Raw genomic sequence first — 26357 nt, forward strand, 5'->3', positions numbered from 1 at the left:
GGCACGGGTCGCGGAGCCGCCCGGCGGCGATGATCTACTCGGCCGGGGCCGGGAGAGCCACGGGACGGAGTACCGTCCTGTCATGTGCCGCAGCATCAAGACTCTTCGTGAGCCCTACGCCAGCGACGTGACCGACGACGACGTACGAGCCGCCGCGCTCCAGTACGTCCGCAAGGTGTCGGGTTTCCGCTCCCCCTCGGCGCGCAACGCCGAGGCCTTCGAGAGGGCCGTGGACGCGGTGACCGCCGCGACCCGGGCCCTGCTCGACGAGCTCCAGCTGAAGCAGGTGTCCCGGGACTGACCGGGAACCTCTGCCCGTCCGCCGCCGACACGGGGGTGCCGGCGGCGGAACCTCGGCATCGGGCCACCCGTACTCCGCCGACGGCGGCCGGGCTCACCGGGCATCGGGTCAGTCGCGTACGTTCGAGGAGCGGAAGAGCCTGCTCGCGAACATGACCACCACGCCTACCAGACCGATGATCAGAGCCCACTTGAGGAGCGTGAACAGGAAGCCCAGAACCGAGCCCAGCAAGATGAAGGCGATCACCACGGCCGCCACGATCAGAAGAATTCGTCCCATGTCCTCAACGCTAGGCCCTGGCCGGGCCCGGCGGCAGACCCGCGAGCCGATGTCAGGGACAGGCCAGGGTCATCCCCCAGAAGAGCCCCGGCCCCGTCCCCCACCCGGGGTACTCGACGGCTTCCCCGATCGGGGAAGCGGACACGCCGGGAACGCGCCCGCTCACCCGGATCGAGGGTCGTGATCCTAGAGGGCGGAGCGGCCGCCGACGAGAGGGAGGGTGACCGAGCTGGCGCGGGGGTCGACCGAGACGGCGGTGCCCGGGGGCAGGCGCAGCGTGAAGTCGCGGTCCGTGGAGATGAGCACGACGCCGATCCGGTGACCGGCCTTGACGACGTAGTCGCCGGGCTGGAGGTCGAAGCGGAAGTCGTAGAAGCGGTTTTCGCGCAGCAGTTCGGTCCTGGCCGCGGAGTCGCGGTTACGGACGTCCAGCCAGCCCCTTGTGATGATCTTGTAGGGGGCGGTCACCGTGACGTGCTCGGCCAACCGGGCGCAGCCGGTGTCGCCGGGCACGCCCTGTCCGTAGCAGACCTGGGTGGCACCGTAGGCGACGTCACCGTAGGCGCGGGCGTCGGTGCCGTAGTCGACGAGCAGCGCCGTCAGGTACGGCGAGCGCCCGCCCTTGAACGCGGCCCGCACCGAGACCTCCGGGGTGCCGGACAGACGCGCGTCGCGGGCCAGCGGGCTCGACAGGTAGGCCAGGCGGTTGGGGTCGGTGCTCTCGGTGTTCTCGACGAGCTGGTCGGCACCTCGGGTGCTCTGGTCGACGAAGGACTCGACGACGGCGCGGCCTCGGGGGCGGTCGGCGCCCAGGGTGCCGTTGCGGCCGTCCTGCCCTGCGGCCAGCTGGAGCCGTACGTCGCGGGTGCCCGGCAGCGGCCACGAGGCGTGCTGCGCCCACTGCCCCGGACCCGACTCCACGTCCGCCTGCGGCTCGTCCATGATGCCGTTGCGCAGGCCGTACAGGTGGAAGTCGAACCAGCGGTGGAGCTGGCGCAGCCACTCGGCGTTGCGCCCGGCGAAGGAGAACGGGTTGAAGTGCGCGCCCTGGTGGAGCCAGATCTTGCGGGGCACGTTCCGCTTCGCGAGGGCGTCCCACCACTGGACGGCCTGCTTGGTCTTGACGTTCCAGTCGTTGAGGCCGTGCACCAGGAAGACCGCCGCGCGGACCTTGCGCACGTCGTTGAGGTAGTTGCGCCGGTCCCAGAAGCCGGAGTAGTCGCCGGTGACCCGGTCCTGGTCCTTCTCTATCCGGTCCATCAGCGCGCCGCAGGCCTGCTGGGCGTTCTGACGGGTCAGCACGTAGCGGGCGAGCACGTCGGCGTCCTCACCCTGGTAGCCGCCGGGGGCCAGCACGCCGCCGTTGGCCCGGTAGTAGTCGTACCAGGAGGAGATGGCCGCGATCGGCACGATCGCCTTGAGGCCCTTGACCCCGGTCGCGGCGACGGCGTTGGGCAGCGTGCCGTTGTAGGAGACTCCGATCATGCCGACGTTCCCGGTGGACCAGCCGGCCTTGACCTCGTTGCCGACCGCGTCGAATCCGCGGGCGCGGCCGTTGAGCCAGTCGATCGCGGCCTTGGGGCCCGCGGTCTCGTTGTCCAGGCCGGTGGTGGGACAGCCGGTCGCCCGGCCCGAGCCGAGGTTCTCCACCAGCGCGATCGCGTAGCCGCGCGGCACGAAGTAGTTGTCGTAGTAGCCGCGGAAGGGCGGAGCGACCGCGCGGGCCACGTCGGAGCCGTCGCCGAACATCTCGTCGTGCAGGTCGTTGAACTTGTTGCGCCGGTACTCCATGCCCGCGGGGTCGGAGCCGTCGAGGTCGACGACGTGGTTGGGCACGTCGTTGCCGCCCGCGTAGTAGGGGCTGGCCTCCATGATGACCGGGACCTTCGTCCCGGAGTCGGTCTCCTTGGGGCGCATGATGTCGACGGCGACCCGGTCGGGGAGCCCGTCGGCGTCGCTGTCGACCCCGGCGACCTCGACGAACACGGTCTCGGTCAGCGCGTCGGCGCGCGAGTAGACCGGCTGGGTCTCGCCGTTCTCTATCAGGGGGGCCGCGGATCGGGCGGCCGGCACGGGTGACGCGGCGGCCGGCAGCACACCGGCCGGCAGGATGACCGCCAGCGCGACGATGATCGTCTTCCATCTGTTCATCGGAGGAGAACTCCCAGAGGGTCGCATAAAACCTGACAACTCCGGTCAATCTCCTGCGAAGCAATCTTGACCTGCAAGATCAAAGATATAACGAATGGGCGGCTATCTCGCGTTAAGCGAGAGTTCCGGGGTGTAGCCCCGTTCCGCCGCTCACGGAACACCATGTGCCCGTCGGACGGGGGGTGCGAAGCCCCGTTCCGCTCCTCCCGCCGCTCACCGGCCCCCATACGCCCACCGGGCGGGAAGGGTGCCGTTGAGGCGAGATTCAAGGAAGGCTAGCCTTACTTCATGCCTTCCCTCGATACCGGTGAAACCGGCTCGATCATCACGGTCAACTCGGAAGAAGAACTCCGCCGGATCGTCGGCGAGGTCGGTGAGGTCGTCCTGCGCAAGGACATCGGCCGTCTCGACGGGCACGCCCGTGACTTCATCGCCACCTCGCCCTTCCTGCTGCTGGCGACCTCGGGATCCGACGGCACCTGCGACGTCTCCCCACGCGGCGAGGAGCCCGGCGGCGTGCTGGTCCTCGACGACCACACGCTGGTGATCCCCGAGCGGCCCGGCAACCGCCGGCTCGACAGCCTGCGCAACATCGTCGCCAACCCGCAGGTCGGCCTGCTGTTCGTGGTGCCGGGCACCGAGGAGACCCTGCGCGTCAACGGGCGGGCGCGGGTGGTCAGCCAGGCCCCGTACATGGAACGCCTGCGCGTGAGGGGGAAGGTTCCCACGCTGGCGGTCAGCGTCGAGGTGCGGGAGTGCTTCTTCCACTGCGCCAAGGCCTTCCGGCGGTCGGCGCTCTGGCAGCCGGAGCGGTGGCCGGACCGCGGGGCGCGGCCCACGCTCGGCCGGATCTTCAAGGAGCAGCTGGACCTGGAGTGGTCGGCCAAGCTCATCGACGACGACCTGAGCATCGACGCCCGCGAGAACCTGTACTGACGGCGGCACCGACCCCGGGATCCGATCTGGAGGCGCTCGCGCGCGGTGGACGGGGGTCCGGGAAAACCCGTACCGGTGCCGGGCACGGGGCTGGCAGGCTGTGCGGATGGAGGTACGGTACGTCCCGGATCACTCGGTGCTGTCGGTGGTGGTCGGCTCGCGGGCATACGGGCTGGAGAACGAGGACTCCGACGTCGACAGGCGCGGGGTCTTCGTGGCACCGACCCGGCTGTTCTGGCGGCTGGCCAAGCCGCCCACGCATGTCGAGGGGCCGCTGCCCGAGCAGTTCTCGTGGGAGGTCGAGCGGTTCTGCGCGCTCGCGTTGGAGGCCAACCCGACGGTGCTGGAATGCCTGTGGTCGCCGATCGTCGAGCACGCCACCGCCGCGGGCGAGGAACTGCTCTCCATCCGGGGCGCCTTCGTCTCCGGGCGCGCCGGACAGACCTTCGTCGGATACGCCAACGCCCAGTTCCGCCGGTTGGACCCCGAGCGCCCCAGATGGAAGCAGGCCATGCACATGGTCCGCCTGCTGCTCAGCGGTCTGCACCTGGTCCGCCACGGCGAGCCCCTGGTCCGGATGGACGCCCACCGCGACCGGCTGCTCGCCGTACGGCGGGGAGAGCTCTCCTGGGACGAGGTCGACCGCTGGCGCTCCGAGCTGACCGCGAGGTTCGACGGCACGGGCACGCTGCCCGCCGAACCCGACCGGCGACGCGTGGAGGAATACCTGGCGAGTACCAGAGAGGCGGCGCTGTGACCGTGACCCTGCCGTCCTGGCTGGCCGAGATTCCCGCCGGGCAGGCGCATCCGACCGCCTTCGCCACGGTCAGCGGGGCGCACCTGTACGGTTTCCCCTCCGCCGACTCCGACGTCGACCTGCGCGGCGTTCACCTGCTGCCGCTGGAGGAGGTGGTCGGCCTGCGGACGGGGAGTGAGACCCTCACCCGCTCCTGGGTACGCGACGGTGTCGAGGTGGACCTGGTCACCCACGACCTGGCCAAGTTCTGCCGCCTGCTGCTGCGCCGCAACGGCTATGTGCTGGAACAGTTGCTCTCCCCGCTGGTGGTGGCCACCTCGCCGGTCCACCGGGAGATGATCGCCGCCGCCCCCGGCTGCGTCACCCGCCACCACGCCCACCACTATCTGGGATTCGCCCGTACCCAGTGGCGGCTGTTCGAACGCTCCGGCGAGCTCAAGCCGTTGCTCTACACCTTCCGCGTACTGCTCACCGGCCTCCGTCTGATGCGCACCGGAGAGCTGGAAGCCGACCTCACCCGGCTCTCCGGCGGGCCGCCCTATCTCGGTGACCTGATCGCCGCCAAGCGATCCGCCGAACACGGCCGGCCGCCGGCGGGCGCGCCGGGCCTGGCACGACTGGCACGCGACGTCGGCCGGCTGACCGGGGAACTGGAGGAGGCGCGGGACGCCTCCCGCCTTCCCGACACCGCGCCGTCGGCGGATGCGGTGCACGATCTCGTCGTTCGCGCCCGTCTGTCGATGAGAGCCGCGAGGGCCTGAAATCCCGCCGGAGTCGTCACGCGCGCGTCGCTCAGAGTCTCGGGGAGGGCGGGAGCGGCGGCTGTCGCGGCCGGCGGCCCGTCTCGCCGCCGCGCAGCAGTTCCCACCAGCTCTCCAGCAGTGGGACGTCGGCGGTGTCGACGCGCTCGCCCGGGCGGGGGACGGCGAGGCGGACGTCCCGGGCCTTGGCCTCGCGCCAGAGGCGGTCGACCGGTTCGGCCCAGGGGTGCGTGGCCAGGGTGAAGGTCGCCCAGTGGACCGGGAGGAGCAGCCTGCCGCCCAGGTCGAGGTGGGCGTTGACCGCCTCCTCCGGGTTCATGTGGATGTCGGGCCAGGCGGCGTTGTAGGCGCCGATCGGCATGAGCGTGAGATCGAACGGGCCGTGCGCGGCGCCGATCCCGGCGTAGCCGTCGAAGTATCCGGAGTCGCCGGCGTAGAAGACCTTCCTCTCCCGGCCGGCGATGACCCAGGAGCCCCACAGGGTGACGTTGCGGTTGAGGGTGCGACCGGAGAAGTGACGGGCGGCGGTCGCGACGAACCGCAGGCCCGCGACGCTCGCCTCCTCGTCCCAGTCGAGTTCGACGATCCGCGAGGCGGGCACGCCCCAGCGCTCCAGATGGGCGCCGATTCCCAGCGGCACCAGGAACGGCGCGGTCTGCAGCGCGAGCAGGCCGCGTACCGTCGCGCGGTCGAGGTGGTCGTAGTGATCGTGCGAGATCACGATCGCGTCGAGCGGCGGAAGACCTGCCAGTGGCCCCGGCATCGGGTGCAGGCGCCGCGGGCCGACCAGCTGGGAGGGCGAGGCGCGCCTGCTCCACACCGGGTCGACGAGCACGCGGCGGCCCTCGATCTCCAGCAGCGCGGTGGCGTGACCGTACCAGATGACGCTCAGCCCGGTCGGGGACGGCCCGCCCGCCGGTGCGGTCACCACCGGGACCGGCGTGGCCGGGCGGCGTTCCTCGCGGTTGTGCAGCATGTTCCAGGCGATCTCCCGCGCGCTCTGCGGCGAGGGTACGAAGACGCCGGGCGTGGAGTTGCGAAAGAGGCCGTCGTGGAACTGCGGCGAGCGGCGCATCCGCTCCAGCCGCTCCCCCCTGGCCCTGCCCCCGAGTTCCGCGGGGATGTCCTTCAACGCCCACCCGGCGGCGGCCAGTGCCAGCCCGCCCACGAGGAGACGCCCGATCGATCTGCTGCCCGCCATGCGGCCCACGCTCCTGAAGTCGCCAGTGCCTGCAGAACGATCTCGGCTTCGCGGCTGTTCCCGGCATGTCTCGGGCAGGACCCGCCCGGCGTCGCGAGAACCGACCTCGGCTCCGCCGCGCCCGGCGTCGCGATGAACAGAGGCCAGAGGGCCCGGCTCCGCCAACGCTCTCGTCCCACCACGGGCAGACCCGCGCGGCGGCTTCACCAGTCACCAAAGAAGACGAACAGCCCCAAAATATAACGTCATAATGTAAAAGTAGCGATCATGGAGTTATGAAGGTACAAATGCCGCGCACTGTCATGGAGGCCGAAGCCATCCAGGACGAGCTCAGAACGCTGCTCGACCTGACCGGTCCCGGCCCCCGCAGTCCGGCCAGGGTCGCCGGGGTGGACGTCGCCTACGACAGGGACCGGCTGGCGGCGGCGGTGACCGTGCTGGACGGAACGACGCTGGAGATCGTCGAAAAGGTCGCCGTCAGCGGGAGGGTGGCCTTCGACTACGTCCCCGGGCTGCTCGCCTTCCGGGAGGTTCCCGCCCTGCTGGACGCCCTTGAGCGGCTCTCCGCACCCCCCGACCTGGTCGTCTGCGACGGATACGGCCTGGCGCACCCGCGCCGCTTCGGCCTGGCCTGCCATCTCGGCGTGCTCACCGGACTGCCCACGATCGGGGTCGGCAAGACCGCCTTCGTCGGCACCTATCCCACGCCCGCGCCCGAGCGGGGCTCGTGGACCGACCTGACGCTGGACGGCGACGTCGTCGGCCGCGTGCTGCGCACCCGGCACGGGATCAAGCCCGTCTTCGTCTCCGTGGGACACCGTGTCGACCTCGCCACGGCCTGCCACAACGTGCTGAACCTGACACCCCGCTACCGCCTTCCCGAGACGACCCGCGCCGCCGACCGGCTCTCCCGCGAGGCGCTGATCGAAAACTGTCGTCCGGACCTGGTTGGATCCGCTCAGTACGACGAAATGGGATGAAGTGAGCGACAACGAGTGGGCCGAGGATGTCGACGCGTGGCGCGACACCAACCTGGCACGGATCCGCCGGCGGCTGGCGAGCGGGTTCGATCCCGGGCAGTGGCTACCGTGGCTGCGCACGACGCCCCTGCACCGGGCCGCCCAGGAGGGTGCCGTCCAGGTGATGGAGCTGCTGCTGGCCTCGGGCGCGGAGGTCGACCCCGTCGACGCCGACGGCGCCACCCCGCTCTGGGAGGCCGTACGCCACGGCTGGGACGACGCCGTACGGGTCCTGCTCGCCGCGGGCGCGGACCCCTGGCGGCCGTGCATCGCGGGCCGCTCCCCCGGTTCCCAGGCGCTCTTCACCGAACTGGCCGACCTGTTCGACCAACTGCCCGGAGCCCCCACCGTCAGCCCCAGGCTCCGCGAGCTCCAGGACACCGTCGACGCGATGATGTTCTCGTACGAGGACTACAACGAGGGGCTGTGCGTCGCCTTCGTCGGCGAGGTGACCGAGGACGAGGTCATCCGCCGCCTGGGCGCCGCGCCTGAGTCGTGCCCGCCGCTTTCGACCGGCGAGCTGTGGAGCGCCGAGCGCGCCTCACCCGTGGAGGTCCTGCGGGTGGCCAGCCCGCCGGGAGGCGGGGTGGTGCTCTTCCAGTCCGACGGCATCCTTCCGGTGCACGACGGGGTCGGCCGTGCCGTCACCTCGGGTGGCGGGGTGCTGGCCGGGGCCTTCCCGTTCGCCAGCGCGTCCGTCGACATCTGGCGGGACGGCCTCCCCGCCGGACGGCCCTCGGTGCACGAGCAGCTCTCCGACAGCAGCATGGTCGAACTGTGGATGTGCCGTTTCGGCGACTGCGGCGCCCACCCCTCCACCGCGACCGAGCGCACCCTGGGCCTGATGACGCTGCTGACCTCCACCTACATCACCGAGGAGTGGCTGTGGAGCGCTCCGATGAGACTGGTCCCCGTCACACTGCGGCGAAATGGGTAGAGTCGCACAACGATGAGAATCCATACGATCACCGCGCTCTGGGAAGACATACCCGACGATGCCGACGACCTCGTCCTGGTACGCGGCGGGTTCCGGGTCTACCTCTGCCTGTGCGGCAGGCCGCTGGCCGACAGGACGGCGGCCGAGCTGCACGCGTCCGAGACCAACCAGTGCACCACCTGCCTGGGCAGCGCCGTCGAGAACATCGTGCCCGACTTCTCCCAGCAGTGCACGGCCTGCGCCGGAACCGGCCGGCGCAGGGCGCAGCTGACCTGGCAGCTCGCCCACGCCGAGGCCGAGACGATGATCACCGTCGAGTTCGTCCGCGGGCTCATCGCCGGCTTCACCGAGCCGTTCCGGCTCTCCGAGGTGGCCGACCTGGCCCGCGACACCCTCAACCTCCCGGTGGGCCGGCTGCCGGTCGGCCCGCGGGTCCGCGACGTCCTGCGCTCCCTGGAGGCGAGGGGCGAACTCGTGCTGCTCTCCGCCCCCGACGAGCTCCTGCGCGGCACCTCGGTCATGCTCTACCGCGACCCCTACTGGGAACACGCCACCGGTTGAGCGTCCTTCGCGGCTACATCCTCTCCGCCGCCGCGAGGTAACCCGCCAGCATGGTCAGCGCGACATCGCGCACCGCGTCGTCGCCGGGCAGGAAACCGGCGCTGTGCATGCGTACGTCCGTGCCGTCACCGACCCCGACGAACATCATCAGGCCGGGCAGCACCGCGGAGAGATAGGAGAAGTCGTCGGCGCCGAAGGAGAGCAGCGGCCGCGAGAGGGTGAGGCCCAGGTCGGTCAGGTGGGCACCGGCTCGGGCGGCGAGCCCGGAGTCGTTGTACAGGACCGGCTCCCCCCGGGTGATGCTCACCTTGGCCTCGCAGCCGTGGGCCCGCGCGACCAGGTCCGCGACCTCCTCCAGCCGGGCGTGCACCTGGTCGCGGATGCGCTCGCTCAGTGCCCTGACCGTACCGCCGGCCGTGGCCTCGTCGGGCACGACGTTGGGTGCGCTGCCGGCCGTCAGTGTGGAGACGCCGAGGACCGCCGAGCTGGTCGGGTCGACGTCACGGCTGACCACCCGCTGCAGGGCGACGACGACGTGCGCGAGCGCGAGTACCGGATCGCTGGTCAGGTGAGGGTAGGCGGCGTGCCCGCCGCGGCCCCTGACCACGACCGTGAACTCGTCGGCGGCGGCGTTCACCGTGCCGGGAGTGGCCGCGACCTCGCCCCGCGGCAGGGTGGGCTGGACGTGCGCGCCGATGATGGCGGTGATCTGGTGCTCCGCCAGCGACGGCGACCGGGCGATGTCGTGGGCGCCGGAGGGATAGGTCTCCTCGCGCGGCTGGAGCATCGCGACCAGCGGAGGCGCGCCGGGGGTGTCACCGACCGCGTGGCAGAGCGCCACCAGGGCGGCGAGATGCACGTCGTGCCCGCAGGCGTGCATGCGGCCCGGCCTCCCGGACGCCCAGTCGACACCGGTCCGCTCGGTCACCGCCAGCGCGTCGAGTTCGGCCCGTACGGCGACCGCGGGCCCGGGGCCGCCGACGCGCACCAGCGCGCCCGTACCGGCCACCGCGTCCACGGGGCGTCCGGGCAGCTCGGCCAGGATCAGGTCGCGGGTCGGCCCCTCCTCCCCCGACAGGTCGGGGTGGGCGTGCAGCCGGCGGCGCAGCTCCGTCGCGGCGGGCAGCCGTCGCTCCAGTGCCGTCCGGAGCCCGGCCTCGACGGAGTCGACGGCCGGGCCGAAGGCAAGAGGCTCGATCATTTGGCCGCTTCCAGACCGTAGACGCGCAGGGCGTTGTCCACGCCGATCATGGTGGCCACCCGGACGGCCTCCTCCTCGGCCCACTCTCCGGCGTCGACCCACCCGCGCAGCGCCCGGCCGAGCCCGCGGCGGAACAGGTGCGCCCCCAGCATGTGCAGCTCCGCCGGCCCCCAGGCGTCCGAGGAGAACAAGATCTTGGCGAACGGCGCGAGTTCCAGCGACTCGGCGATCAGCGCGTCCGACCGGCTGCCGGTGTAGTTGACGCCGAGACCGACGTCGAAGTAGACGTGCGGGAAGACCTGGGCGAGATAACCGGCGTTGCGGTGGTACGGGTAGCAGTGCAGCAGCAGGATGTCCACGCCGTGCGGCTCGATGAGCTTCAGCCAGCGGGTGAGCAGCAGCGGGTCACACATGTGCAGCTCCACATCGGGGTCCCCGTAACCGGCGTGCAGTTGCAGCGGCAGCCCGCGCTCCACCCCGGCCCAGAGTCCGAGGCGGAGCAGCACCGGGTCGTCCACCCGCCACTGGCCACTCGCCTCGCCGGCGGACAGCCAGCGGCCCGCCGCCAGGACGACCTCCCGGTCGCCGGGTGGTGCCGGGTCGAAGGCGAAGCCGTGCCGGTAGGCGACGATGCTCTTGAGGCCGACGGCGTCGGCGGTGCGGCGCGCCAACTCCTCACGGAAGCGGCCCGGCAGTTCCGCGGCCGAGACTCCCGAGGCGGCCACCTGCTCCAGCACCTGCTCGATGCGGACCACCTCGTGCACGGGCCGCCCCGACGCCTCCGCCATCCCGGCCGGGTCCAGGACGTCGTCGCCCCGATAACCGGTCTCCAGCAGGAAGCGGCCGATGCCGCCGGCGGCCAGTAGCAGCCGGTTGACCTCGGCGGCGCCCAGTTCGGTGCGGCGCGCCAGGTAGTCCTCCGGTGCGGCGTGGGCGGGCAGGCCGAGGACCGGCGCGCACCAGCGGCGGATCGCGAAGCCCAGCTGGGAGTCGAACTGGGTCATGAACGCCGGGATCGGCCGGTCGGACTCGGTCACCAGCGTCTCGAACTCACCGCGGCCCAGCTCTCCCGAGGAGGCGCCGTGCACATGGTGGTCGACCAGGGGCAGGGTGGCGAGCACACTCTCCAGATCGCCGGCCGCATCCCCGGAGAAGTTCTCAGTAGACATCGGCGACCCTCCGGCAGAGCTCGTGGTCGGGCAGTCCCTTGACGCAGGCCAGCTCGGCCCGTCGCACCGCGAGGAACGTGTGGAGCAGTTCGTGGGGGAACCAGCCTCGGGCGACCTCGTCGGCCTCCAGCGCGGCGAGCGCCTCCGGCAGGGAGCCGGGGAGCGCGGGCTCTTCGGCCAGGTCGGCCTCGGTCGCGGTCTCCGGCCACACCCGGGCGGGCTCGGCCCCGGCCAGTCCCGCGAGGCCGGCGCGGATCAGGATGCCGAGCACCAGCCACGGGTTGGCCGTGGCGTCCGCCGCCCGGTACTCCAGGTGGAGCTGGCCCGCGGGGTCGGCGCCGCCGATCTCGACGGTCGGCGCGATGCGCAGCAGCGCCTCGCGGTTGCGCTCGGCGAGGAAGACCCCGCCGGCGCTCCACCGGTGCGGGGTGAGCCGCAGGTAGGAGCCGACGCTGGGCGCGGTGACGGCCACCACCGCACCGGCGTGCCGCAGGATTCCGGCCGCGAACCTGGCCGCGGTCGAGGAGAGCCTGCCGGGTGCTCCGGCGTCGAACATCACCGGGCCGCCGCCGACCTCGCGGAGCGAGAAGTGCACGTGGACGCCGTTGCCGACGCCCGCGGGGTCGGCCAGCGGGACGAAGGTGACCGGGTGCCCCCGGCGGCGGGCGAGGTCGCGGACGAGCTCGCGCAGCAGGACCGCCCGGTCTGCGGCGACCATTCCGGGGGCGGGCCGCAGGGTGATCTCGAACTGGCCGTCCCCGTACTCGGGGAGCCAGCTCTCCGGCTCCAGCCCGGCCGTCTCCAGCAGCGCGACCAGGTCGGCGCCGAACGGCTCGGCGCCGCGCAGGCGCTGGAAGGAGAAGGGCGGGGCCTCGGCCTGGCCGCCGAGCATGAACTCGTGCTCGAAGGAGGCGTTCACCTCAAGGCCCGCGATCTCTCTCAGGTCCGCCAGCGCGCGGGCGAGGAAGCCGCGCGGGCAGCCGGGCCAGGGGCTGCCGTCCAGGCCGGTCTGGTCGGCGAGGTAGAGCCGGGTGCCCGGCACCGGGCCGTCGGCGGGCAGGTCGACGGCCGTCGCGGGGTCGGGGAGCAGCCTCAGGTCGCCCACCGAACCGAAGACGTTGTCGTCGGCCAGGTGGCCGAAACAAGTCAGCGCCAGATTGGCGGGAACCCATCCCACTCCGGTGCGCAACGTCTGGTCCAGCCGGGCCACCGGGGTAGCCCGGCCCCGCACCTGGGCCGCGAGGTCACAGGTCGCCACGAAGGCGGTCCCTGTCGTCATCGGCTCTCTCCTCCCAGTCCGGTCCGCACCTCGCGTCCCGGCCGCCCTAAGTGAAACATACGGTTCACATGTATGGTCAAGGCGGCGGAATGAAACTTAGCATGCGTGTTACCTGGTACCCCTGACAGAAACGCCCAGGTCATATGTGTCGAGCCGGCGGGAGGCCGCTCCCGCCCGGCATCATCGGAAGGCCTTCCATGACGGACAACCTCTCTCCGAGCAGGTTCAACGGGACAGTGGTCCTGGTCACCGGCGGAGCCCAGGGCATCGGCCGGGGCATCACCGAGGCGTTCCACGAGGCGGGGGCGACGGTCGTCGTCGCCGACCTCGACGAGACGCGCACGGCGAGGGTCACCGCGGAGCTCGCCGCCGTCCCGGGCCGATCGCCGGCGGCCTCGGCGGTGCGTCTGGACGTGCGCGACCCGGAGTCGGTGACCGCCGCCTTCGAGCGGGTGACCGCCCTGCACGGCGGAGTGGACGTGCTGGTCAACTGCGCCGGGGTCTATCCGAACACCCCGGTACTCGACATGACCGCCGCGGAGTGGGACGAGGTGTTCGCCGTCAACGTCCGCGGCGTGATGCTGGCCTCGCAGGCCTTCGCCCGCGCCTCCGGCGCCCTCGGGGGCGGGCGCCGGATCGTCAACGTCTCCTCCGGCGCGGCCCGCTCGGCCCGGGTGGGCGCCGCCCACTACTGCTCGTCCAAGGCGGCGGTGGAGATGCTCACCAGGGTCCTGGCGCTGGAGTTCGCCCCGTCACAGATCACCGTCAACGCCGTCGCCCCCGGGCTGATCGAGGTCCCGGCCACCGCGGCGCTCTCGGCCGAGTACGTGGCGGCGCTGGTCGCCGGGCAGCCGGTGCATCGCATGGGCACGCCGGCGGAGATCGCGCGGGCGTGCGTGTTTCTCGCCGATCCGGACTCCTCCTTCATCACGGGGAGTGTTCTCGACGTGGACGGAGGCTTCCTGGCCGGAACGGCCCTGCCGCCGAGCTGAACCACGTTTTACGAGATCAGAGCGGTGCGGCGGATCGAGTTTAAGTAACAAACCTTTTACAGGTCTAGCCTTTGCCGCAGGATGCAACGTACGTTTCAATTGTCGACAGTGACAGAACGGTGCAAAACAGGCATGTGACGCCCTTCGGCATGTCCCGCATGCGTTCGTCCGCTCGTCCCCCAGACGCAGAGAGGCTTCACCGTGGCCCGTTCCCCCTTCCTCCGTCCCCGGACGCCCATCCGGGCGATCACCGCCGTCGCGGTGACGGGCGCCCTGGCGGCGCTCACCGCGTGCTCCTCCTCCACCTCCCCCGACGCCTCCGCCGCGGAGACCGGCGGCGCGGCCGGCACGAAGGAGATCCAGATCGGCCTGCTCGCCCCGCTGACCGGGGCCCTGGCATCCGACGGCCTGGGCATGAAGCAGGGAGCCGAGCTGGCCGTCAAGCAGCTCAACGAGGCCGGCGGCGTGAACGGGTACACGTTCAAGCTCAAGGTCGTGGACGTGCAGAGCCAGTCCAACGACGCGGTGACCAAGGGCGTGCAGACCCTGACCGACGACGAGTCGGTGAAGGCGGTCGTCACCGGCTACGCCTCCACGTCCAACTTCGAGATCGACGAGTTCGCCGCGGCGGAGAAGGTCTACCTCATCGGCGGCAACACCGCGCAGACCCAGGCCATCATCGAGAAGGACCCGGCGAAGTACCCCACGGTCTGGTCGATCACCCCTGACTACGACGCCTACGGCACCGAGCCGGTCGACCTGGCGGAGTCCTGGGCCGAGCAGGGGCTGTGGAAGCCGCGCAACAAGTCGGCGTTCATCGTCCGCTCCGACAACCCCTACAGCGAGAACATCGCCGACGGCCTGGTCAAGCACTTCAAGGCCAAGGGCTGGAGCATCGCCGGCCAGGAGAAGGTGCCGTTCGGCACGGTCAACGACTGGGGCACGGTTCTCGGGAAGATCCGCTCCGCCGACCCCGACTTCATCGTCAACACCGACTACCAGGTCTCCAACGAGGCCAGCTTCCTGCAGCAGTTCCTGCAGAAGCCCACCGAGTCCCTGGTCTTCATGCAGTACGGCCCCAACCAGCCCCAGTTCTTCGAGCTGACCAAGCAGCAGGCCGAGGGCGTGCTGTTCAACAACCTCGCGGGCATGGTGCCCTCGCCCGGCTACGCGCCGGCCGCTCAGCTGCAGAAGGACTGGCAGGCCGCGTACGGGACCGACAACGTCGACCCGCAGGGCGTGATGACCTACGTGGAGACCATGATCTACGCCGACGCGCTGCGCGAGGTCGGCGACCCCGACGACGCGCCGGCGATCGGTGCCGCCATCGGCAAGAGCGACAGCGAGCGGGCCTCCGGCCGGATCGTGTTCGACCAGACCACGCACCTGGCCAAGCAGGGCGACGACTACGTGCCGCTGCAGTCCTTCCAGTTCCAGGACGAGAAGCGGGTGCTGATCGCCCCTGAGAAGTACAAGTCGGGCTCCTTCCAGCTCCCGCCGTGGATGAAGAAGTGACCTCCGCCTCCCTGCTGCTGCCGCCGGGCAAGCGGATGGCCGTGGCACTGACCTTCGACTTCGACGCCCACTCCCCCTGGATGGGCACCATGGGCCGCACGTCGCCGTCCTACCTGTCGCGCGGTGACTTCGGCGCCGAGCAGGGGGTGCCCCGGCTGCTGGAACTGCTCGGCCGCAACGATCTGCCGGCGACCTGGGCCACCCCCGGCCACGACCTGGTGACCTTCCCGCACCGCATCGAGCAGATCCTGGCGGCCGGGCACGAGATCGCCGCGCACGGCTGCTACCACGAGGTCGTGCCCGACCTGGGGCCCGACGAGGAGCGCCGGCTCATGGAGGTCGCGCTGCGCCAGCACGAGCAGGTCGTCGGGCGCCGTCCGCGCGGCTACCGCTCGCCCGCCTGGGACTTCTCCGAGAGCACGCTGGACCTGCTGGAGGAGTTCGGCTTCGACTGGGACAGCTCGCTGATGGGCCGGGAGTTCGAGCCGTACCGGCCCCGGCGGGTCACGGTGAACTACGAGTCGGCCAGCGAGTTCGGCCCGGAGAGCCGGATCGTGGAGATCCCCGTGTCGTGGTATCTCGACGACTGGCCCTCGGTGGAGTACGTCGCCGGGGTCTCCCCGCTGGGTTCCCACCGCGACATGGAAGACCGCTGGAACACCATCTTCGACTACGCCCACCAGCGGGTGCCGGGCGCGGTCTACGTGCTCACCATGCACCCGCAGACCATCGGCCGGGCCCACCACCTGCTCGTCCTGGAGGCGCTGGTCGAGCGGATGCTGGCGGCGGGCGACGTCTGGTTCGCGACGCTGAGCGAGATCGCCGATGCCTGGCAGGGCTGAGCCGGGCCCTCCCCCGGGAACCGGTGGGATGGTCACCGCACCCGACCCGAGGGCGGCGCGCGCGGGGGCGTCGATGCTGCGCGCGGGCGGCACCGCCGTGGACGCGGCGGTCGCCACGGCCTTCGCCACCGGAGTGGTCGAGCCCTACATGAGCGGGCTCGGCGGCGGCGCCTGGCTGGTGGTGCGCGAACCGGGCGCCCCGGCCGCGACCGTCGTGTGCGGCCCGATCCGGGCCCCGGGCCTGGCGCGTCCGGAGATGTTCGCCCCGGCGGCGTCCGCGGCCGGCACCGGCCTGTACAACTGGCCGGCCGTGCGCGACGACGCGAACATCGTCGGCCCGCTGTCGGTGGGCGTTCCCGGGGCGGTCGCCGCGCTGTGCCGGGCGCACGCCAGGTTCGGCCGCCTGCCGCTGGCCCAGGTGCTCGCCCCGGCGATCGAACTGGCCGAGGCGGGACACGAGACCAACTGGTTCGCCTCCTCGGCGATCTGCGCCGAGGCCCGGACGCTGCGGGCCTTCCCCTCCTCCGCGGAACTCTTCCTGCCCGGCGGCCTGCCGCTGCGCGGCCCGTCCCAGGGCCCCGGCGACCCGCTCGTCCAACCCCGGCTGGCCCGGGTGCTCCGCGAGATCGGCGCCGGCGGCCCCGACGCGTTCTACCTGGGCCGGGCCGCCCGCGCGATCGCGACGGCGGTCACCGGGGCCGGTGGCCTGCTGTCGGAGAAGGACTTCGGCGGGTACGTCGCCGACGAGTCCGAGGTCCTTCCCGTCGAGATCGGCCCGATGCGGCTGTACGGACCGCACGCCACCGGGGTGATCTCGGTGATCGAGGCACTGCAACTGGTCGAGGCCGCCCGGCGCCGGGGGCTGGATCCCGGGGCGCGCCTGTGGGCGCGGGTGCTGTCCCACGCGTTCGAGGACCGGTTGCGCGAGGTCACCACCTCCCACCAGGGACCGGCGCCCTGGGCGCGGCTGGCCTCCCCCGAGTACGCCGACGAGGTGGTGGCCGACTGGATAGCGGGCGGGCATTCCTCCCCCGCACCCCCCGGCGGCTCCACCAGGGCGGGATGCACCTCGCACCTGTCGGCGGTCGACGACGAGGGCATGACGGTCTCGCTCACCCAGACGGTGCTCGACCTGTTCGGCTCCCGCATGGTGGAACCGGAGACCGGCATCGTGCTGAACGACGGGATGATGTACTTCGACCCCCGCCCCGGCCGGGTGACCAGCGTCGCCCCGGGCGCGGCCGGGCTCAGCGCGGTCAGTCCCGTCGTGCTGACCGGCCCCGGGGACGCCGAGGCGACGCTCGGCGCCTCGGGCGGGCGGCGGATCATCTCCGCCGTCGCCCAGATCGCCGCCCGCTGGCGTGACGGCGCGGACCTCCAGGAGGCGATCTCGGCACCGAGGATCCACGCCGAGGGTGACCGCGTCTGGCTGGACTCGCGCGACGCGGGAGCCGCGGCCGGCCTCTCCGCCGCCGGGTTCGACGTCCAGGTCGTCAGCGAGGAGCCCACCACCTGGCACTTCGCCCGCCCCAACGGCATCGCGCGACGCGGTGGCGGAGCGTGGTCCCCCGGCGTCGACCGGATGAAGCCGTACGGGGTGGGCCTGCCCGGCGGATGAGACAGGCCGGACACCCGGTCGCGGCCCACCACGGCCGACCAACACCACGAGTACCAGCAGATTGAGGGAGATATCGCGATGGCGAGCACTCTGACCGGGCAACGCGCCCTGGTCACAGGCGCGGCGGGCGGGATCGGCGCGGCCATCGCGCACCGCCTGCGCGCGGAGGGGGCGCGGGTCATGATCGCCGACGTCGACGTGGAACGCGGAACGCGTACCGCTCTGGAGTTGTCGGGGGACGGCCCCGCGTGCGTGTTCCAGGCGGCGGACGTCTCCGACGAGGGCAGTGTCGAGGCGCTGTTCGCCCGGGTCTCGGATGAGTTCGGCGGCCTGGACATCCTGGTCAACAACGCCGGCGTCGCGGAGAGCGGCGGCGGCGTCACCGGGGTACCGATCTCCGAGTGGCGCAGGGTGATGGACGTCAACGTCACCGGGACGTTCCTGTGCGCCAGGGCGGCGTTCCCGCTGCTGGCCGCGGGCCGGGCGGGTGCCATGGTCAACCTGTCGTCCATCTTCGGGGTCACCGGCCTGTCGGCCTTCCCCGCCTACTCCGCGGCCAAGGGCGCCATCGCCAACCTGACCCGGCAGCTCGCCATCGAGGGCGGCCCGCGGGGAATCCGGGTCAACGCCGTGCTGCCCGGCTACGTCGACAACGACATGGGCGACTCGCGGAGCCTGCTCGACGCCGAGGCCGCCGCGGAGTCCCTGCGGCAGCGCGAGGCGGCGGCGGCCCGCCAGCCGGCCGGGCGGCAGTGCTCGCCGGACGAGATCGCCGCGGCGGTCGCGTTCCTGGTCGCCCCGGACGCCTCGTTCGTCAACGGCGTGCTGCTCCCGGTCGACGGCGGCTTCCTCGCCCAGGGCGACTGGCGCGGGCCCGGGCAGGCCGCGTCGTGAACGGGGACTCGCAGGTCATCCTCGCCGCGCACGAGGTCGGCAAGTCTTTCGGCAGCCTCAGGGCCGTCGACGGCGTCTCGATGTCGGTGACGCGCGACGAGGTCTTCGGCCTGGCCGGCCCCAACGGCGCGGGCAAGAGCACGCTGTTCAACCTGCTCACCGGTATCCCGATCCGGCCCGACTCCGGAAAGGTGATCTTCGACGGCCACGAGATCCAGAACCGCTCGCCGCGCTGGATCGCCAAGGCCGGCCTCAAGCGCACCTTCCAGACCGAGGCCGTCTTCGAGTCGCTGAGCGTGCTGGAGAACGTCCGCATCGGCTCGGCGTACGGCGGCGCGGGCAAGGCCAGGCGCTGGGCCCCCGCCCGGTGCCGGGAGGCGCTGGACGCGGTGGAGCTCGGCGGCGACCCGAACCGCCCGGCCGACGGGCTTTCGCTGATCGACCGCAAACGCCTGATGATCGCCGGCGCGCTGGTCAGCGGCCCTTCGGTACTGCTGCTCGACGAGCCCGCGGCCGGCCTCGACCCGGCCGACCAGGACGCGCTGATCCGATTGCTGGCCGGGGTGCGCGGCACGGGCGTCACCATGGTGATCATCGAGCACGTGCTGTCGGTGCTGGAGGCGCTCGCCGACCGGATGGCGGTCCTCGACAGCGGCCGGATCATCGTGACCGGCCGGCCGGCCGAGGTCCTGTCCGACCCGAGGGTCGTCGAAGCCTACCTGGGACCGGGGGCCGCACGATGAGCGATCTGCTGACCGTGGAGAACCTCACCGCCGGCTACGGCCAGGCGAAGGTGTTGCGCGGCATCTCGCTGCGCGTCGGGCAGCACGAGGCGGTCGGGCTGCTGGGGCCGAACGGCCACGGCAAGACCACGCTGCTGCGCTGCGTCTCCAACCTGCACCGGGCCGCCTCCGGCACGATCGCCTTCGCCGGACGGGACACCAGGGGCGAGTCCCCCGGCAGCCTGGTCAGGCGCGGGCTCGTCCACGTGCCACAGGGCTCGCGGCTGTTCCCGCAACTGACCGTGGAGGAGGCACTGCGGCTCTCCGCGTCCTCCAGCGGGCACTCCTCGACCTGGCGGGACGGGATCGACCAGGTGTTCTCGGTCTTCCCCAAGCTCAAGGAGCGGCGCCGGCAGCTCACCGGCACGCTCAGCGGCGGGGAACGCCAGATGGCCAGCCTCGGCATGGGCCTGATGGCCCGGCCCACGCTGCTGATCCTCGACGAGCCCACGCTGGGCCTGTCACCGAAGGTCAAGCACGAGCTGAGCGAGTGCATCGTGCGGGTCCGCGCCGAGGTCTCGTCGGTCATCCTGATCGACGGCGACATGGACCTGGTGCTCGACCTGACCGACCGCTACCACGTCATCCTGCACGGCGACGTGGTGGACAGCGGCGCGTCGGACGGCAGCCGCAGCCGCGACGAGATGATGTCGCTCTTCCTGGGAGGGACCGCCGATGGACGGCATTAGTGTCATCGTGACGAGCACGCTCGTCCTCGGCGGCCTCTACATGCTCATGGCGGCGGGACTGACGCTGATCTGGTCCACGCTGCGGGTCTTCAACTTCGGGCACGGCGCGCTGATGATGTTCGGCGCCTACCTGACCTGGACGCTGCTGGACGCCGGCGGGCTGCCGGTGGCGGTCGCGCTGCTCGGCGCCGTGGCGGCGATGGCGCTGATCGGATTGGCCTACGAGTTCCTGCTGGTCAGCCCGTTCATCCGGCGTCCAGGAGGCGACATGCTGGTGATGGTCGCCACGCTGGCGGCCACGATGCTGCTGCAGAGCGGCGCCCAGCTGATCTGGGGACCGGAGATCAAGCAGCTCCCGCCGTTCGGTGGCGCGCGCGTCGAGGTCGCCGGGGCGGTCGCCCAGGGCAGCCAGCTCGTCACGATCCTGCTGGCCCCGCTGCTGGTGGGCCTGCTGGCCCTGGTCCTCAAACGCACCGGCATCGGGCTGACCGTACGGGCGCTGGAACAGAACCGCGAGCACGCCCAGCTGCTCGGCATCGCACCGCGCCGGGTCTACGTCTTCGTGGTCGTGGTCGCGATCGGCCTGGCCACCGTGGCCGGGGCGCTGCTCGGCAGCATGCAGTTCATCTCCCCGGGCATGGGCGGCGACCCGCTGCTGCGGGCCTTCGTGGTGCTCGCCTTCGGCGGAGCAGGCAGCCTGACGGGCACCATCGCCGGCGCGTACGCCATCGGCCTGCTCGAGGCCGTCACCACTTACTACTTCGGGCTCTCCTGGAGCCCGGTCCTGGTCTTCCTCGCAATGATCGTGATCATGCTGGTCAAACCCGAGGGACTGCTGCGGACCAAGGTGAGGAGCGCGTGAACGTCATGACCAACCTGCGCTCCTGGGTCGGCTGGCCGGTCTACGCGACGGTCCTGGTGGTCCTGCCACTGGTCTTCACCGACCCGCACGCCCGGCTGCTGCTGATCCTCTTCACGATGTACGGCGTGCTCGCCATGAGCTGGAACCTCACCCTCGGTTTCGCCGGCATCTTCAACTTCGCCCAGATCGGGTTCTTCGGCATCGGCGCCTACACCACGGGCATCCTGGCCACCCGCACCGGCATCGACCCGTGGCTGGCCCTGCCGATCTCGGGGTTGTCGGCCCTGCTGGCCTCGCTGGTGGCGTTCCTGCCGGTACTGCGGCTGCGCGGCATCTACGTGGGCCTGGCCACGTACGTCTTCTCCCAGCTCTGCATCTACCTGGTGCTCGGGCAGGCGGGCCTGACCGGCGGATCCAACGGCATCGTCGGCATCCCCCGCCTCAGCCTGGGCGACGTCAACCTGCGGGCCGACGGCCGGATCGGCTACTACTTCCTCGGTGCCGCGCTGCTGTTCGCGGTCACCGTGCTGGTACGGGTGCTGACCCGCTCGACCCTGGGCATGTCGCTGCTGGCACTGCGCGACAACGAGGCGCTGGCCACCAGCCGGGGCGTCTCCAGGGTGCGCCAGCACCTGATCGTCTTCATGATCGGCGCGGCCGTGGCCGGGGTGGCCGGCAGCTTCAACGCCTTCCTCAACGGCGTGGTCAGCACCGACGTCTTCGGCTTCGGCTACCTGACCCTGCTGCTCAGCATGATCTTCCTGGGCGGCAGCGGCAGCGTCTACGGGCCGATCGTCGGCGCCGTGGTCGTCACCCTGGTCTCCGACGTGCTGCAGGACGCCGGGGCCTGGCGCGACATGGTGATCGCCATGCTGATCCTCGTGGTGCTCTGGATCGCCCCCAAGGGCCTGGCCGGCATCACGAACTCCGTCCTCACCTCGCTCCGGCGGCCCCGCGACCCCGCTCCGGAGCCACTTCCCACCACCTCGAAGGAGACCGCATGACCGCCGAACACGACGTGACCCGCCGGGTGCTGGAGCAGGTCGACCTGCTCGCCGAGCGGATGGTCTCCAGCCTGGCCGACGCGATCGCCATCCCCAGCGTGAACCCGCGCTACCCCGGCCAGGAGTACGACAAGATCGTCGGGGCGGAGGGCGACGTCAGCGCGCTGCTCGGCGACCTGTACGCCGAGGCCGGGGCCGAGGTCACCAAGGTCACCGTGGAGCGGGGCCGCGACAACGCCTGCGGCGTCGTGTCCGGCGCGGGCGGCGGCCGGTCGCTGCTGCTCAACGGGCACGTCGACGTCGTACCGCCGGGTCGCCTCGACCGGTGGCGCGGCGACCCGTTCCGTGCCCAGGTCACCGACGACGCGGTGATCGGGCGCGGCGCGACGGACATGAAGGGCGGCCTGGTCGCCGCGGCCTACGCGGCCCTCGCGCTGCGCGGGGCCGGCGTGCGCCTGGCCGGTGACCTGGTCCTGCAGGGCGTCGTCGGCGAGGAGGTCGGCGACCACGAGGCCGGCACCACCGCGGTGCTGGAGGCCGGGTTCGGCGCGGACGCGGCCATCGTCTGCGAGCCGTCCGGGCAGGCGGGCACCCTGCCGGCGTCGGTGCCGGTGACGCCGGGCCTGCTCTGGTTCAGCGTCTCCCTGGAGGGCAAGACCGCGCACTCCGGGCTGCGGGGCATGACCGTGCACCCGACCCTGGAGGGCGACGCGCTCGGCGTCAACACCGTCGACAAGTTCTGGGTGGTCTACCAGGCGCTGCGCGCGCTGGAGGACGACTGGGCCCGGCACAACCGGCACCCGCTCTTCCCGCCCGGCTACTTCAACCTGCTGCCCGGCGTGCTGCGGGCCAACCCCTCGGGCATCCTGGTGCCCTTCTTCCTCGCCGACGAGCTGGTCGTGGAGTACTGCGTCTACCACCACCCCGACCGGTCCAACGAGGAGGTCATGGCCGAGATCGAGTCCCGGGTCATGGACGCCTGCCGCACCGACCCGTGGCTGCGCGAGCACCCGCCGGTGTTCGAGTGGAAGCTGCTCTGGCCGCCCTACTCGCTGCCCGACGACGCCCCGCTGAGCGCGACGCTGGTCGGCGCGCACACCACGGCGACCGGCGGGCAGCCGCCGCTGACGACCGGCTTCATGGGCGTGTGCGACCTGACCTGGATGGACCGCAAGGGCATCGGCGGCCTGGTGTACGGCCCGGGCGTCGGCTACACCGCGCACGCGGAGAACGAGTACGTGGAGATCGCCCAGCTGGTGCAGTCGGCGAAGACCTACGCGCTGACCGCGATCGACTGGTGCGGGCTCGCGGGCGAGCGGTGAGCGCCGGACGGCCGCGAGGCTGGGAACCACCGGCGGGCGGTGGGCGATGGGGCGCGAGCGACGGGTGAGCGGTGCTCGATCCGAGCACGACGTTCTCTTTTCATACGGTTCGTGGCATGATCCCTTCCTTGCGACGCGCCGCACGATCCGGCGGCCGCCCATGAGGAGGCAACATGCTCGGCACCCCTGAGCCGCGCACCGTCGCGGCCCAGCTCCGCGACGTGCTGCCCAAGCTGCCCCGTGCGGAGCAGCGGGTCGCCCGCACCCTGCTCGCGGGCTACCCGACCGCCGGTCTGGAGCCGCTGGCCACCGTCGCGAGCCAGGCCCAGACCAGCCCGGCCACCGTGCTGCGGCTGGCCTACCGGCTGGGCTTCGAGGGCTACCCGGAGTTGCAGCAGGCGCTCAAACGCGAGACCCAGCAGCGCTACTCCTCTCCCCTGGCCCAGTACGGCAGTGCCGAGGAGGACACCGGCAGGGTGCTGAGCCGGTCCCGCCGGGTGCTGCTGGACGCCACCGCCATGACCTTCGACCAGCTTCCCGAGGGGGAGCTGGTCAAGGCCGCGGAACTGCTGGCCGACCCCGGCCGCCGCATCTCGGCGGCCGGTGGCCGGTTCAGCACCATCCTGGCCCAGTACCTCATCGCCCACCTGCACCAGTTGCGCCCCAACGCGACGTACATCGCCGGGTCCACCGCCGACCACGCCGCCCACCTGCTCGACATGGGCCGCCGCGACGTGCTGGTGCTCTTCGACTACCGGCGCTACCAGCGCGAGACGATCGCCTTCGCCCGCGCCGCCGCGGCGCGCAACGTGAAGATCGTGCTGCTGACCGACCCGTGGCTGTCGCCCGCCGCCACGGTGGCGGACGTCGTGCTGCCCGCCCAGGTCCGCTCGCCCTCACCGTTCGACTCGCTGACCCCGGCGGTCGCGCTGCTCGAAACGCTGGTCGCCGCGGTGGTGGAGCAGCTCGGCGAGGCGGGCAGGAGCCGGGTGGCCGAGTACGACCAGATGGCCGACGACGTGCTGCGCGAGGACGACGGACCGCTCACCCCGACCGGTCCCGGCACCGGCGCCGAGCCGCCCCGCGGGACCCGGGCCGCCGCGGAAGACCACTCCTGACGGTATTTCCGACGGTGACCCGTACAGCGTTGGCCGCCACCGTGCGCCAACGCTGTACGGGTCACGGCCCGATGCCCGCGGAGGCTCGGCCGTCAGGCCGCACAACCGGCGTACTCGTCGCGGCGCCAGAGCATCGCGGCCAGCATCAGCGGGAACATCGCCACGTGGGCGAGCGTCATCACCGCCCCGCCGTCGACGAGACCCAGCCAGAGCAGCGGGAAGAGCGGCACGACGGGGACGAACATGGCGGCGCACATCTCCAGGGTGGCCGCCCAGCCGTGGCCCCGGTAGCGCATCCAGATCACCATGCCGACGGACATGTCGAACGCCATCAACAGGTAGGCGAGTTCGGGCTGCCGCTCGTGGGAGAAGCCGAGCCCGACGGCGGACAGGAGCATGCCCAGGGCGAACATGCCGGCGAACATCGCGATGACCATCTCGACGTAGTGCCAGGCGAACCTGCGCCAGCGGCGGGTGACGGTTGCTGTCTGAGTCATGCCTCCACCGTGCCGCCGTACCGGCCGGATACCAAGCAAGGCCGTCGCAGAGGTCCGGAAATCCGGGATTCCTGTCCGAAAGGCACCGGGGAGACCTCGGCACGGTGCTGAACGTGCCACAGACGGTGATCTCATGCTCCGTGGGCTAGAGAAAGGCCCGTCGTCACCGGGGCAAGTCGCGGAAGAAAGCGAACACCACGCTAACCACGGGTTGAACGTCTGCCGACCTACCCGCTCCTAACGTTTCCATAGTCGACGAAGAGTCGGCGTCGGATCGAAGGGGCGGGTCATGCGGCGGCTGAGAAGTGGGCGGCGAAGGCCCGGTGTGACCATTCCCCTGATCGGGTTGGTGTCGTGCGTCCTGTCCGCCTGCGCGGGCGGGCGCCCGGCGCCGGCGCCAGGCTTGCCTCACCACGCCGGGGCCGCCGGCGGGACGCCCGCCGCCACCTCGCCGGGCAGTGCGGCGAGCGCCTCGGCCACCCGATCGGCCACGCCGGTGGACGTCTACGCCCATGACCGGCCCGGTATGCTCAGCCCGGTCGTGGCGAGGTTTCCCGAGCGGGTCTACGTGCCCAACAGCGAGAGCGACACCGTCAGCGTGATCGACCCACGTACCTACCGGGTGCTCCGCACCTTCGCGGTGGGCCGGCGACCGCAGCACGTCGTCCCCTCGTGGGATCTGAAGACGCTCTGGGTCAACAACAACGACGGCAACTCCCTGACACCGATCGACCCCATGACCGGTAGGGCGGGCAAGCCGGTGCTCGTCGACGACCCCTACAACCTGTACTTCACCCCGGACGGCCGCACCGCCCTGGTGATGGCCGAGCGGGAGAACCGGCTCGACTTCCTCAACCCGCGCACCATGCGGCTCCGGCACTCGCTGCACATGCCCTGCCGGGGGATCAACCACGCGGACTTCACCGCCGACGGCGGCCTCCTCCTCGGCAGCTGCGAGTTCTCCGGTCAGCTGGTGGTCATCGACACAGCCGCCCGTAGGGTCCGCGCCGTCATCGACCTGGCGGACGGCACCACACGACGCAGGGGCATCCGGCGCGTGACCCCGCAGGGCGACAACGCGTCGTACCAGATGGAACACGACATGGCGCACGACGCCATGCGACACGGCCACATGCCGTACCCCAACATGCCGCAGGATGTGAAGCTCTCCCCGGACGGCACCGTCTTCTATGTCGCCGACATGGCCAAGGACGGCGTGTGGCTCGTCGACGCCGCAGATTTCCGGGTCACGGGTTTCATCAAAACCGGCGCGGGCGCCCACGGCCTCTACGTCAGCCGGGACTCGAAGGTGCTGTACGTCTCCAACCGGGGCGCCGGGTCGGTCTCGGTCGTCTCCTTCGCCCTTCGCCTCCCGATCGACACCTGGCACATTCCCGGCGGCGGCTCACCGGACATGGGCGGCGTGTCGGCCGACGGCCGCCGTCTGTGGCTGTCCGGGCGCTATGACGGGGTGGTCTACGTGTTCGACACCGAGAACGGCGGCCTCATCCGCAAGATCGATGTCGGCGCCGGCCCGCACGGCCTGTCCATCTACCCCCAGCCCGGACGCTACTCACTCGGCCACACCGGGATCTTCCGCTGACACCTACGTCACGCCGGTCGTCGGCGGTCCGCTCCGGCGCGGGTGGTGAGGGGTGCCGTACCGGGGG

26 protein-coding genes are annotated in these 26357 nt (G+C 71.6%); 19 read left to right on the forward strand and 7 right to left on the reverse strand.

The features are described from left to right. Window positions 1–82 precede the first annotated feature (82 nt). Window positions 83–301, forward strand: a complete 219-nt coding sequence (locus ACFQVD_RS12365) for a DUF2277 domain-containing protein (protein ID WP_343967870.1) — start codon at window positions 83–85, stop codon at window positions 299–301. Between the two features lie 108 nt (window positions 302–409). Here ACFQVD_RS12365 and ACFQVD_RS12370 read toward each other — a convergent pair whose 3' ends face one another. After that, window positions 410–580, reverse strand: coding sequence for a hypothetical protein (locus ACFQVD_RS12370; protein ID WP_169750237.1), 171 nt, complete (start codon window positions 578–580; stop codon window positions 410–412). A gap of 186 nt (window positions 581–766) precedes the next feature. After that, window positions 767–2731: a Xaa-Pro dipeptidyl-peptidase gene (locus ACFQVD_RS12375; RefSeq protein ID WP_343967867.1), complete on the reverse strand. Its 1965-nt coding sequence runs from the start codon at window positions 2729–2731 to the stop codon at window positions 767–769. 288 nt (window positions 2732–3019) lie between these two features. On the opposite strand from ACFQVD_RS12375, the gene ACFQVD_RS12380 reads away from it, so the two are divergent. From ACFQVD_RS12380 to ACFQVD_RS12390, 3 genes are all read left to right on the forward strand, one after another. After that, the gene (locus ACFQVD_RS12380; RefSeq protein WP_343967865.1) at window positions 3020–3667 is read left to right on the forward strand and encodes a pyridoxamine 5'-phosphate oxidase family protein; all 648 of its coding nucleotides are present in this window, start codon (window positions 3020–3022) and stop codon (window positions 3665–3667) included. 106 nt (window positions 3668–3773) lie between these two features. Continuing rightward, complete coding sequence (locus ACFQVD_RS12385) at window positions 3774–4424, forward strand: nucleotidyltransferase domain-containing protein (RefSeq protein ID WP_343967863.1); 651 nt, start codon at window positions 3774–3776, stop codon at window positions 4422–4424. Next, the gene (locus ACFQVD_RS12390) at window positions 4421–5185 is read left to right on the forward strand and encodes a nucleotidyltransferase domain-containing protein (protein ID WP_343967861.1); all 765 of its coding nucleotides are present in this window, start codon (window positions 4421–4423) and stop codon (window positions 5183–5185) included. Before ACFQVD_RS12385 ends, ACFQVD_RS12390 begins: the two co-directional genes overlap by 4 nt. A gap of 31 nt (window positions 5186–5216) precedes the next feature. Here the strand turns inward: ACFQVD_RS12390 and ACFQVD_RS12395 are convergent, their stop codons facing one another. Then, window positions 5217–6386, reverse strand: coding sequence for an MBL fold metallo-hydrolase (locus ACFQVD_RS12395; protein WP_343967859.1), 1170 nt, complete (start codon window positions 6384–6386; stop codon window positions 5217–5219). Between the two features lie 287 nt (window positions 6387–6673). Here ACFQVD_RS12395 and ACFQVD_RS12400 point away from each other — a divergent pair, with 287 nt between their 5' ends. Genes ACFQVD_RS12400 through ACFQVD_RS12410 form a run of 3 tightly spaced genes read left to right on the forward strand, consistent with a single transcriptional unit; the run spans window position 6674 to window position 8903 of the window. Continuing rightward, complete coding sequence (locus ACFQVD_RS12400) at window positions 6674–7366, forward strand: endonuclease V (protein ID WP_386271132.1); 693 nt, start codon at window positions 6674–6676, stop codon at window positions 7364–7366. 1 nt (window position 7367) lies between these two features. Further along, window positions 7368–8342: an ankyrin repeat domain-containing protein gene (locus ACFQVD_RS12405; protein WP_343967855.1), complete on the forward strand. Its 975-nt coding sequence runs from the start codon at window positions 7368–7370 to the stop codon at window positions 8340–8342. 12 nt (window positions 8343–8354) lie between these two features. Further along, window positions 8355–8903 carry a hypothetical protein gene (locus tag ACFQVD_RS12410; protein WP_343967853.1) on the forward strand — a complete coding sequence of 183 codons (549 nt, stop codon included), beginning with the start codon at window positions 8355–8357 and terminating at the stop codon, window positions 8901–8903. A 13-nt stretch (window positions 8904–8916) separates the two neighbouring features. On the opposite strand, the gene ACFQVD_RS12415 is transcribed toward ACFQVD_RS12410, so the two are convergent. Genes ACFQVD_RS12415 through ACFQVD_RS12425 form a run of 3 tightly spaced genes read right to left on the reverse strand, consistent with a single transcriptional unit; the run spans window position 8917 to window position 12552 of the window. Continuing rightward, the gene (locus ACFQVD_RS12415) at window positions 8917–10104 is read right to left on the reverse strand and encodes a M20 metallopeptidase family protein (RefSeq protein ID WP_343967851.1); all 1188 of its coding nucleotides are present in this window, start codon (window positions 10102–10104) and stop codon (window positions 8917–8919) included. Continuing rightward, the gene (locus ACFQVD_RS12420) at window positions 10101–11273 is read right to left on the reverse strand and encodes an amidohydrolase family protein (RefSeq protein ID WP_343967849.1); all 1173 of its coding nucleotides are present in this window, start codon (window positions 11271–11273) and stop codon (window positions 10101–10103) included. Before ACFQVD_RS12420 ends, ACFQVD_RS12415 begins: the two co-directional genes overlap by 4 nt. Beyond that, on the reverse strand, window positions 11263–12552 hold the full coding sequence (locus ACFQVD_RS12425; RefSeq protein ID WP_343967846.1) for a glutamine synthetase family protein: 1290 nt from the start codon (window positions 12550–12552) through the stop codon (window positions 11263–11265). Before ACFQVD_RS12425 ends, ACFQVD_RS12420 begins: the two co-directional genes overlap by 11 nt. A 197-nt stretch (window positions 12553–12749) precedes the next feature. On the opposite strand from ACFQVD_RS12425, the gene ACFQVD_RS12430 reads away from it, so the two are divergent. The 11 genes from ACFQVD_RS12430 to ACFQVD_RS12480 all read left to right on the forward strand — a co-directional run bounded on the left by ACFQVD_RS12430 (window position 12750) and on the right by ACFQVD_RS12480 (window position 24190). Beyond that, window positions 12750–13544 carry an SDR family NAD(P)-dependent oxidoreductase gene (locus tag ACFQVD_RS12430; RefSeq protein WP_343967844.1) on the forward strand — a complete coding sequence of 265 codons (795 nt, stop codon included), beginning with the start codon at window positions 12750–12752 and terminating at the stop codon, window positions 13542–13544. A 201-nt stretch (window positions 13545–13745) separates the two neighbouring features. Then, complete coding sequence (locus ACFQVD_RS12435; protein ID WP_343967842.1) at window positions 13746–15059, forward strand: ABC transporter substrate-binding protein; 1314 nt, start codon at window positions 13746–13748, stop codon at window positions 15057–15059. Continuing rightward, window positions 15056–15901: a polysaccharide deacetylase family protein gene (locus ACFQVD_RS12440; protein WP_364220875.1), complete on the forward strand. Its 846-nt coding sequence runs from the start codon at window positions 15056–15058 to the stop codon at window positions 15899–15901. Before ACFQVD_RS12435 ends, ACFQVD_RS12440 begins: the two co-directional genes overlap by 4 nt. A 28-nt stretch (window positions 15902–15929) precedes the next feature. Continuing rightward, window positions 15930–17519: a gamma-glutamyltransferase gene (locus ACFQVD_RS12445; protein ID WP_386271138.1), complete on the forward strand. Its 1590-nt coding sequence runs from the start codon at window positions 15930–15932 to the stop codon at window positions 17517–17519. Between the two features lie 78 nt (window positions 17520–17597). After that, entirely contained in the window at window positions 17598–18413 is an 816-nt protein-coding gene (locus tag ACFQVD_RS12450; protein ID WP_386271140.1) for an SDR family NAD(P)-dependent oxidoreductase, read from the forward strand. Next, window positions 18410–19156 carry an ABC transporter ATP-binding protein gene (locus ACFQVD_RS12455; RefSeq protein WP_343978035.1) on the forward strand — a complete coding sequence of 249 codons (747 nt, stop codon included), beginning with the start codon at window positions 18410–18412 and terminating at the stop codon, window positions 19154–19156. The genes ACFQVD_RS12450 and ACFQVD_RS12455 overlap by 4 nt, the downstream gene beginning before the upstream one ends. Continuing rightward, a complete protein-coding gene (locus ACFQVD_RS12460) occupies window positions 19153–19884 on the forward strand; it encodes an ABC transporter ATP-binding protein (RefSeq protein ID WP_343978038.1) in 732 nt (243 codons plus the stop codon). Before ACFQVD_RS12455 ends, ACFQVD_RS12460 begins: the two co-directional genes overlap by 4 nt. Next, window positions 19871–20746, forward strand: a complete 876-nt coding sequence (locus ACFQVD_RS12465) for a branched-chain amino acid ABC transporter permease (protein WP_343978041.1) — start codon at window positions 19871–19873, stop codon at window positions 20744–20746. Before ACFQVD_RS12460 ends, ACFQVD_RS12465 begins: the two co-directional genes overlap by 14 nt. A 5-nt stretch (window positions 20747–20751) precedes the next feature. Then, window positions 20752–21750: a branched-chain amino acid ABC transporter permease gene (locus ACFQVD_RS12470; RefSeq protein WP_343978187.1), complete on the forward strand. Its 999-nt coding sequence runs from the start codon at window positions 20752–20754 to the stop codon at window positions 21748–21750. Continuing rightward, window positions 21747–23072, forward strand: coding sequence for an ArgE/DapE family deacylase (locus tag ACFQVD_RS12475; protein ID WP_343978044.1), 1326 nt, complete (start codon window positions 21747–21749; stop codon window positions 23070–23072). The genes ACFQVD_RS12470 and ACFQVD_RS12475 overlap by 4 nt, the downstream gene beginning before the upstream one ends. A 173-nt stretch (window positions 23073–23245) precedes the next feature. Next, the gene (locus tag ACFQVD_RS12480; RefSeq protein ID WP_343978047.1) at window positions 23246–24190 is read left to right on the forward strand and encodes a MurR/RpiR family transcriptional regulator; all 945 of its coding nucleotides are present in this window, start codon (window positions 23246–23248) and stop codon (window positions 24188–24190) included. Window positions 24191–24282: 92 nt separating this feature from the next. Here ACFQVD_RS12480 and ACFQVD_RS12485 read toward each other — a convergent pair whose 3' ends face one another. Then, window positions 24283–24687, reverse strand: a complete 405-nt coding sequence (locus tag ACFQVD_RS12485; RefSeq protein ID WP_343978050.1) for a hypothetical protein — start codon at window positions 24685–24687, stop codon at window positions 24283–24285. 325 nt (window positions 24688–25012) lie between these two features. Here ACFQVD_RS12485 and ACFQVD_RS12490 point away from each other — a divergent pair, with 325 nt between their 5' ends. Beyond that, window positions 25013–26290, forward strand: coding sequence for a YncE family protein (locus ACFQVD_RS12490; protein WP_343978053.1), 1278 nt, complete (start codon window positions 25013–25015; stop codon window positions 26288–26290). Window positions 26291–26357 lie beyond the last annotated feature (67 nt).

This window comes from Streptosporangium amethystogenes subsp. fukuiense (genome assembly GCF_042665875.1).
In the GTDB taxonomy this organism is placed as follows: Bacteria; Actinomycetota; Actinomycetes; order Streptosporangiales; family Streptosporangiaceae; genus Streptosporangium; species Streptosporangium fukuiense.

Bases quoted from the DNA above. Each gene is read 5' to 3' on its own strand.
- ACFQVD_RS12485 (WP_343978050.1), bottom strand. From the start codon at position 24,687: ATGACTCAGACAGCAACCGTCACCCGCCGCTGGCGCAGGTTCGCCTGG.
- ACFQVD_RS12365 (WP_343967870.1), top strand. From the start codon at position 83: ATGTGCCGCAGCATCAAGACTCTTCGTGAGCCCTACGCCAGCGACGTG.
- ACFQVD_RS12400 (WP_386271132.1), top strand. From the start codon at position 6,674: ATGCCGCGCACTGTCATGGAGGCCGAAGCCATCCAGGACGAGCTCAGA.
- ACFQVD_RS12480 (WP_343978047.1), top strand. From the start codon at position 23,246: ATGCTCGGCACCCCTGAGCCGCGCACCGTCGCGGCCCAGCTCCGCGAC.
- ACFQVD_RS12445 (WP_386271138.1), top strand. From the start codon at position 15,930: ATGGTCACCGCACCCGACCCGAGGGCGGCGCGCGCGGGGGCGTCGATG.
- ACFQVD_RS12385 (WP_343967863.1), top strand. From the start codon at position 3,774: ATGGAGGTACGGTACGTCCCGGATCACTCGGTGCTGTCGGTGGTGGTC.
- ACFQVD_RS12420 (WP_343967849.1), bottom strand. From the start codon at position 11,273: ATGTCTACTGAGAACTTCTCCGGGGATGCGGCCGGCGATCTGGAGAGT.
- ACFQVD_RS12470 (WP_343978187.1), top strand. From the start codon at position 20,752: ATGACCAACCTGCGCTCCTGGGTCGGCTGGCCGGTCTACGCGACGGTC.
- ACFQVD_RS12415 (WP_343967851.1), bottom strand. From the start codon at position 10,104: ATGATCGAGCCTCTTGCCTTCGGCCCGGCCGTCGACTCCGTCGAGGCC.
- ACFQVD_RS12425 (WP_343967846.1), bottom strand. From the start codon at position 12,552: ATGACGACAGGGACCGCCTTCGTGGCGACCTGTGACCTCGCGGCCCAG.
- ACFQVD_RS12430 (WP_343967844.1), top strand. From the start codon at position 12,750: ATGACGGACAACCTCTCTCCGAGCAGGTTCAACGGGACAGTGGTCCTG.
- ACFQVD_RS12370 (WP_169750237.1), bottom strand. From the start codon at position 580: ATGGGACGAATTCTTCTGATCGTGGCGGCCGTGGTGATCGCCTTCATC.
- ACFQVD_RS12475 (WP_343978044.1), top strand. From the start codon at position 21,747: ATGACCGCCGAACACGACGTGACCCGCCGGGTGCTGGAGCAGGTCGAC.
- ACFQVD_RS12465 (WP_343978041.1), top strand. From the start codon at position 19,871: ATGGACGGCATTAGTGTCATCGTGACGAGCACGCTCGTCCTCGGCGGC.
- ACFQVD_RS12380 (WP_343967865.1), top strand. From the start codon at position 3,020: ATGCCTTCCCTCGATACCGGTGAAACCGGCTCGATCATCACGGTCAAC.
- ACFQVD_RS12460 (WP_343978038.1), top strand. From the start codon at position 19,153: ATGAGCGATCTGCTGACCGTGGAGAACCTCACCGCCGGCTACGGCCAG.
- ACFQVD_RS12395 (WP_343967859.1), bottom strand. From the start codon at position 6,386: ATGGCGGGCAGCAGATCGATCGGGCGTCTCCTCGTGGGCGGGCTGGCA.
- ACFQVD_RS12450 (WP_386271140.1), top strand. From the start codon at position 17,598: ATGGCGAGCACTCTGACCGGGCAACGCGCCCTGGTCACAGGCGCGGCG.
- ACFQVD_RS12375 (WP_343967867.1), bottom strand. From the start codon at position 2,731: ATGAACAGATGGAAGACGATCATCGTCGCGCTGGCGGTCATCCTGCCG.
- ACFQVD_RS12410 (WP_343967853.1), top strand. From the start codon at position 8,355: ATGAGAATCCATACGATCACCGCGCTCTGGGAAGACATACCCGACGAT.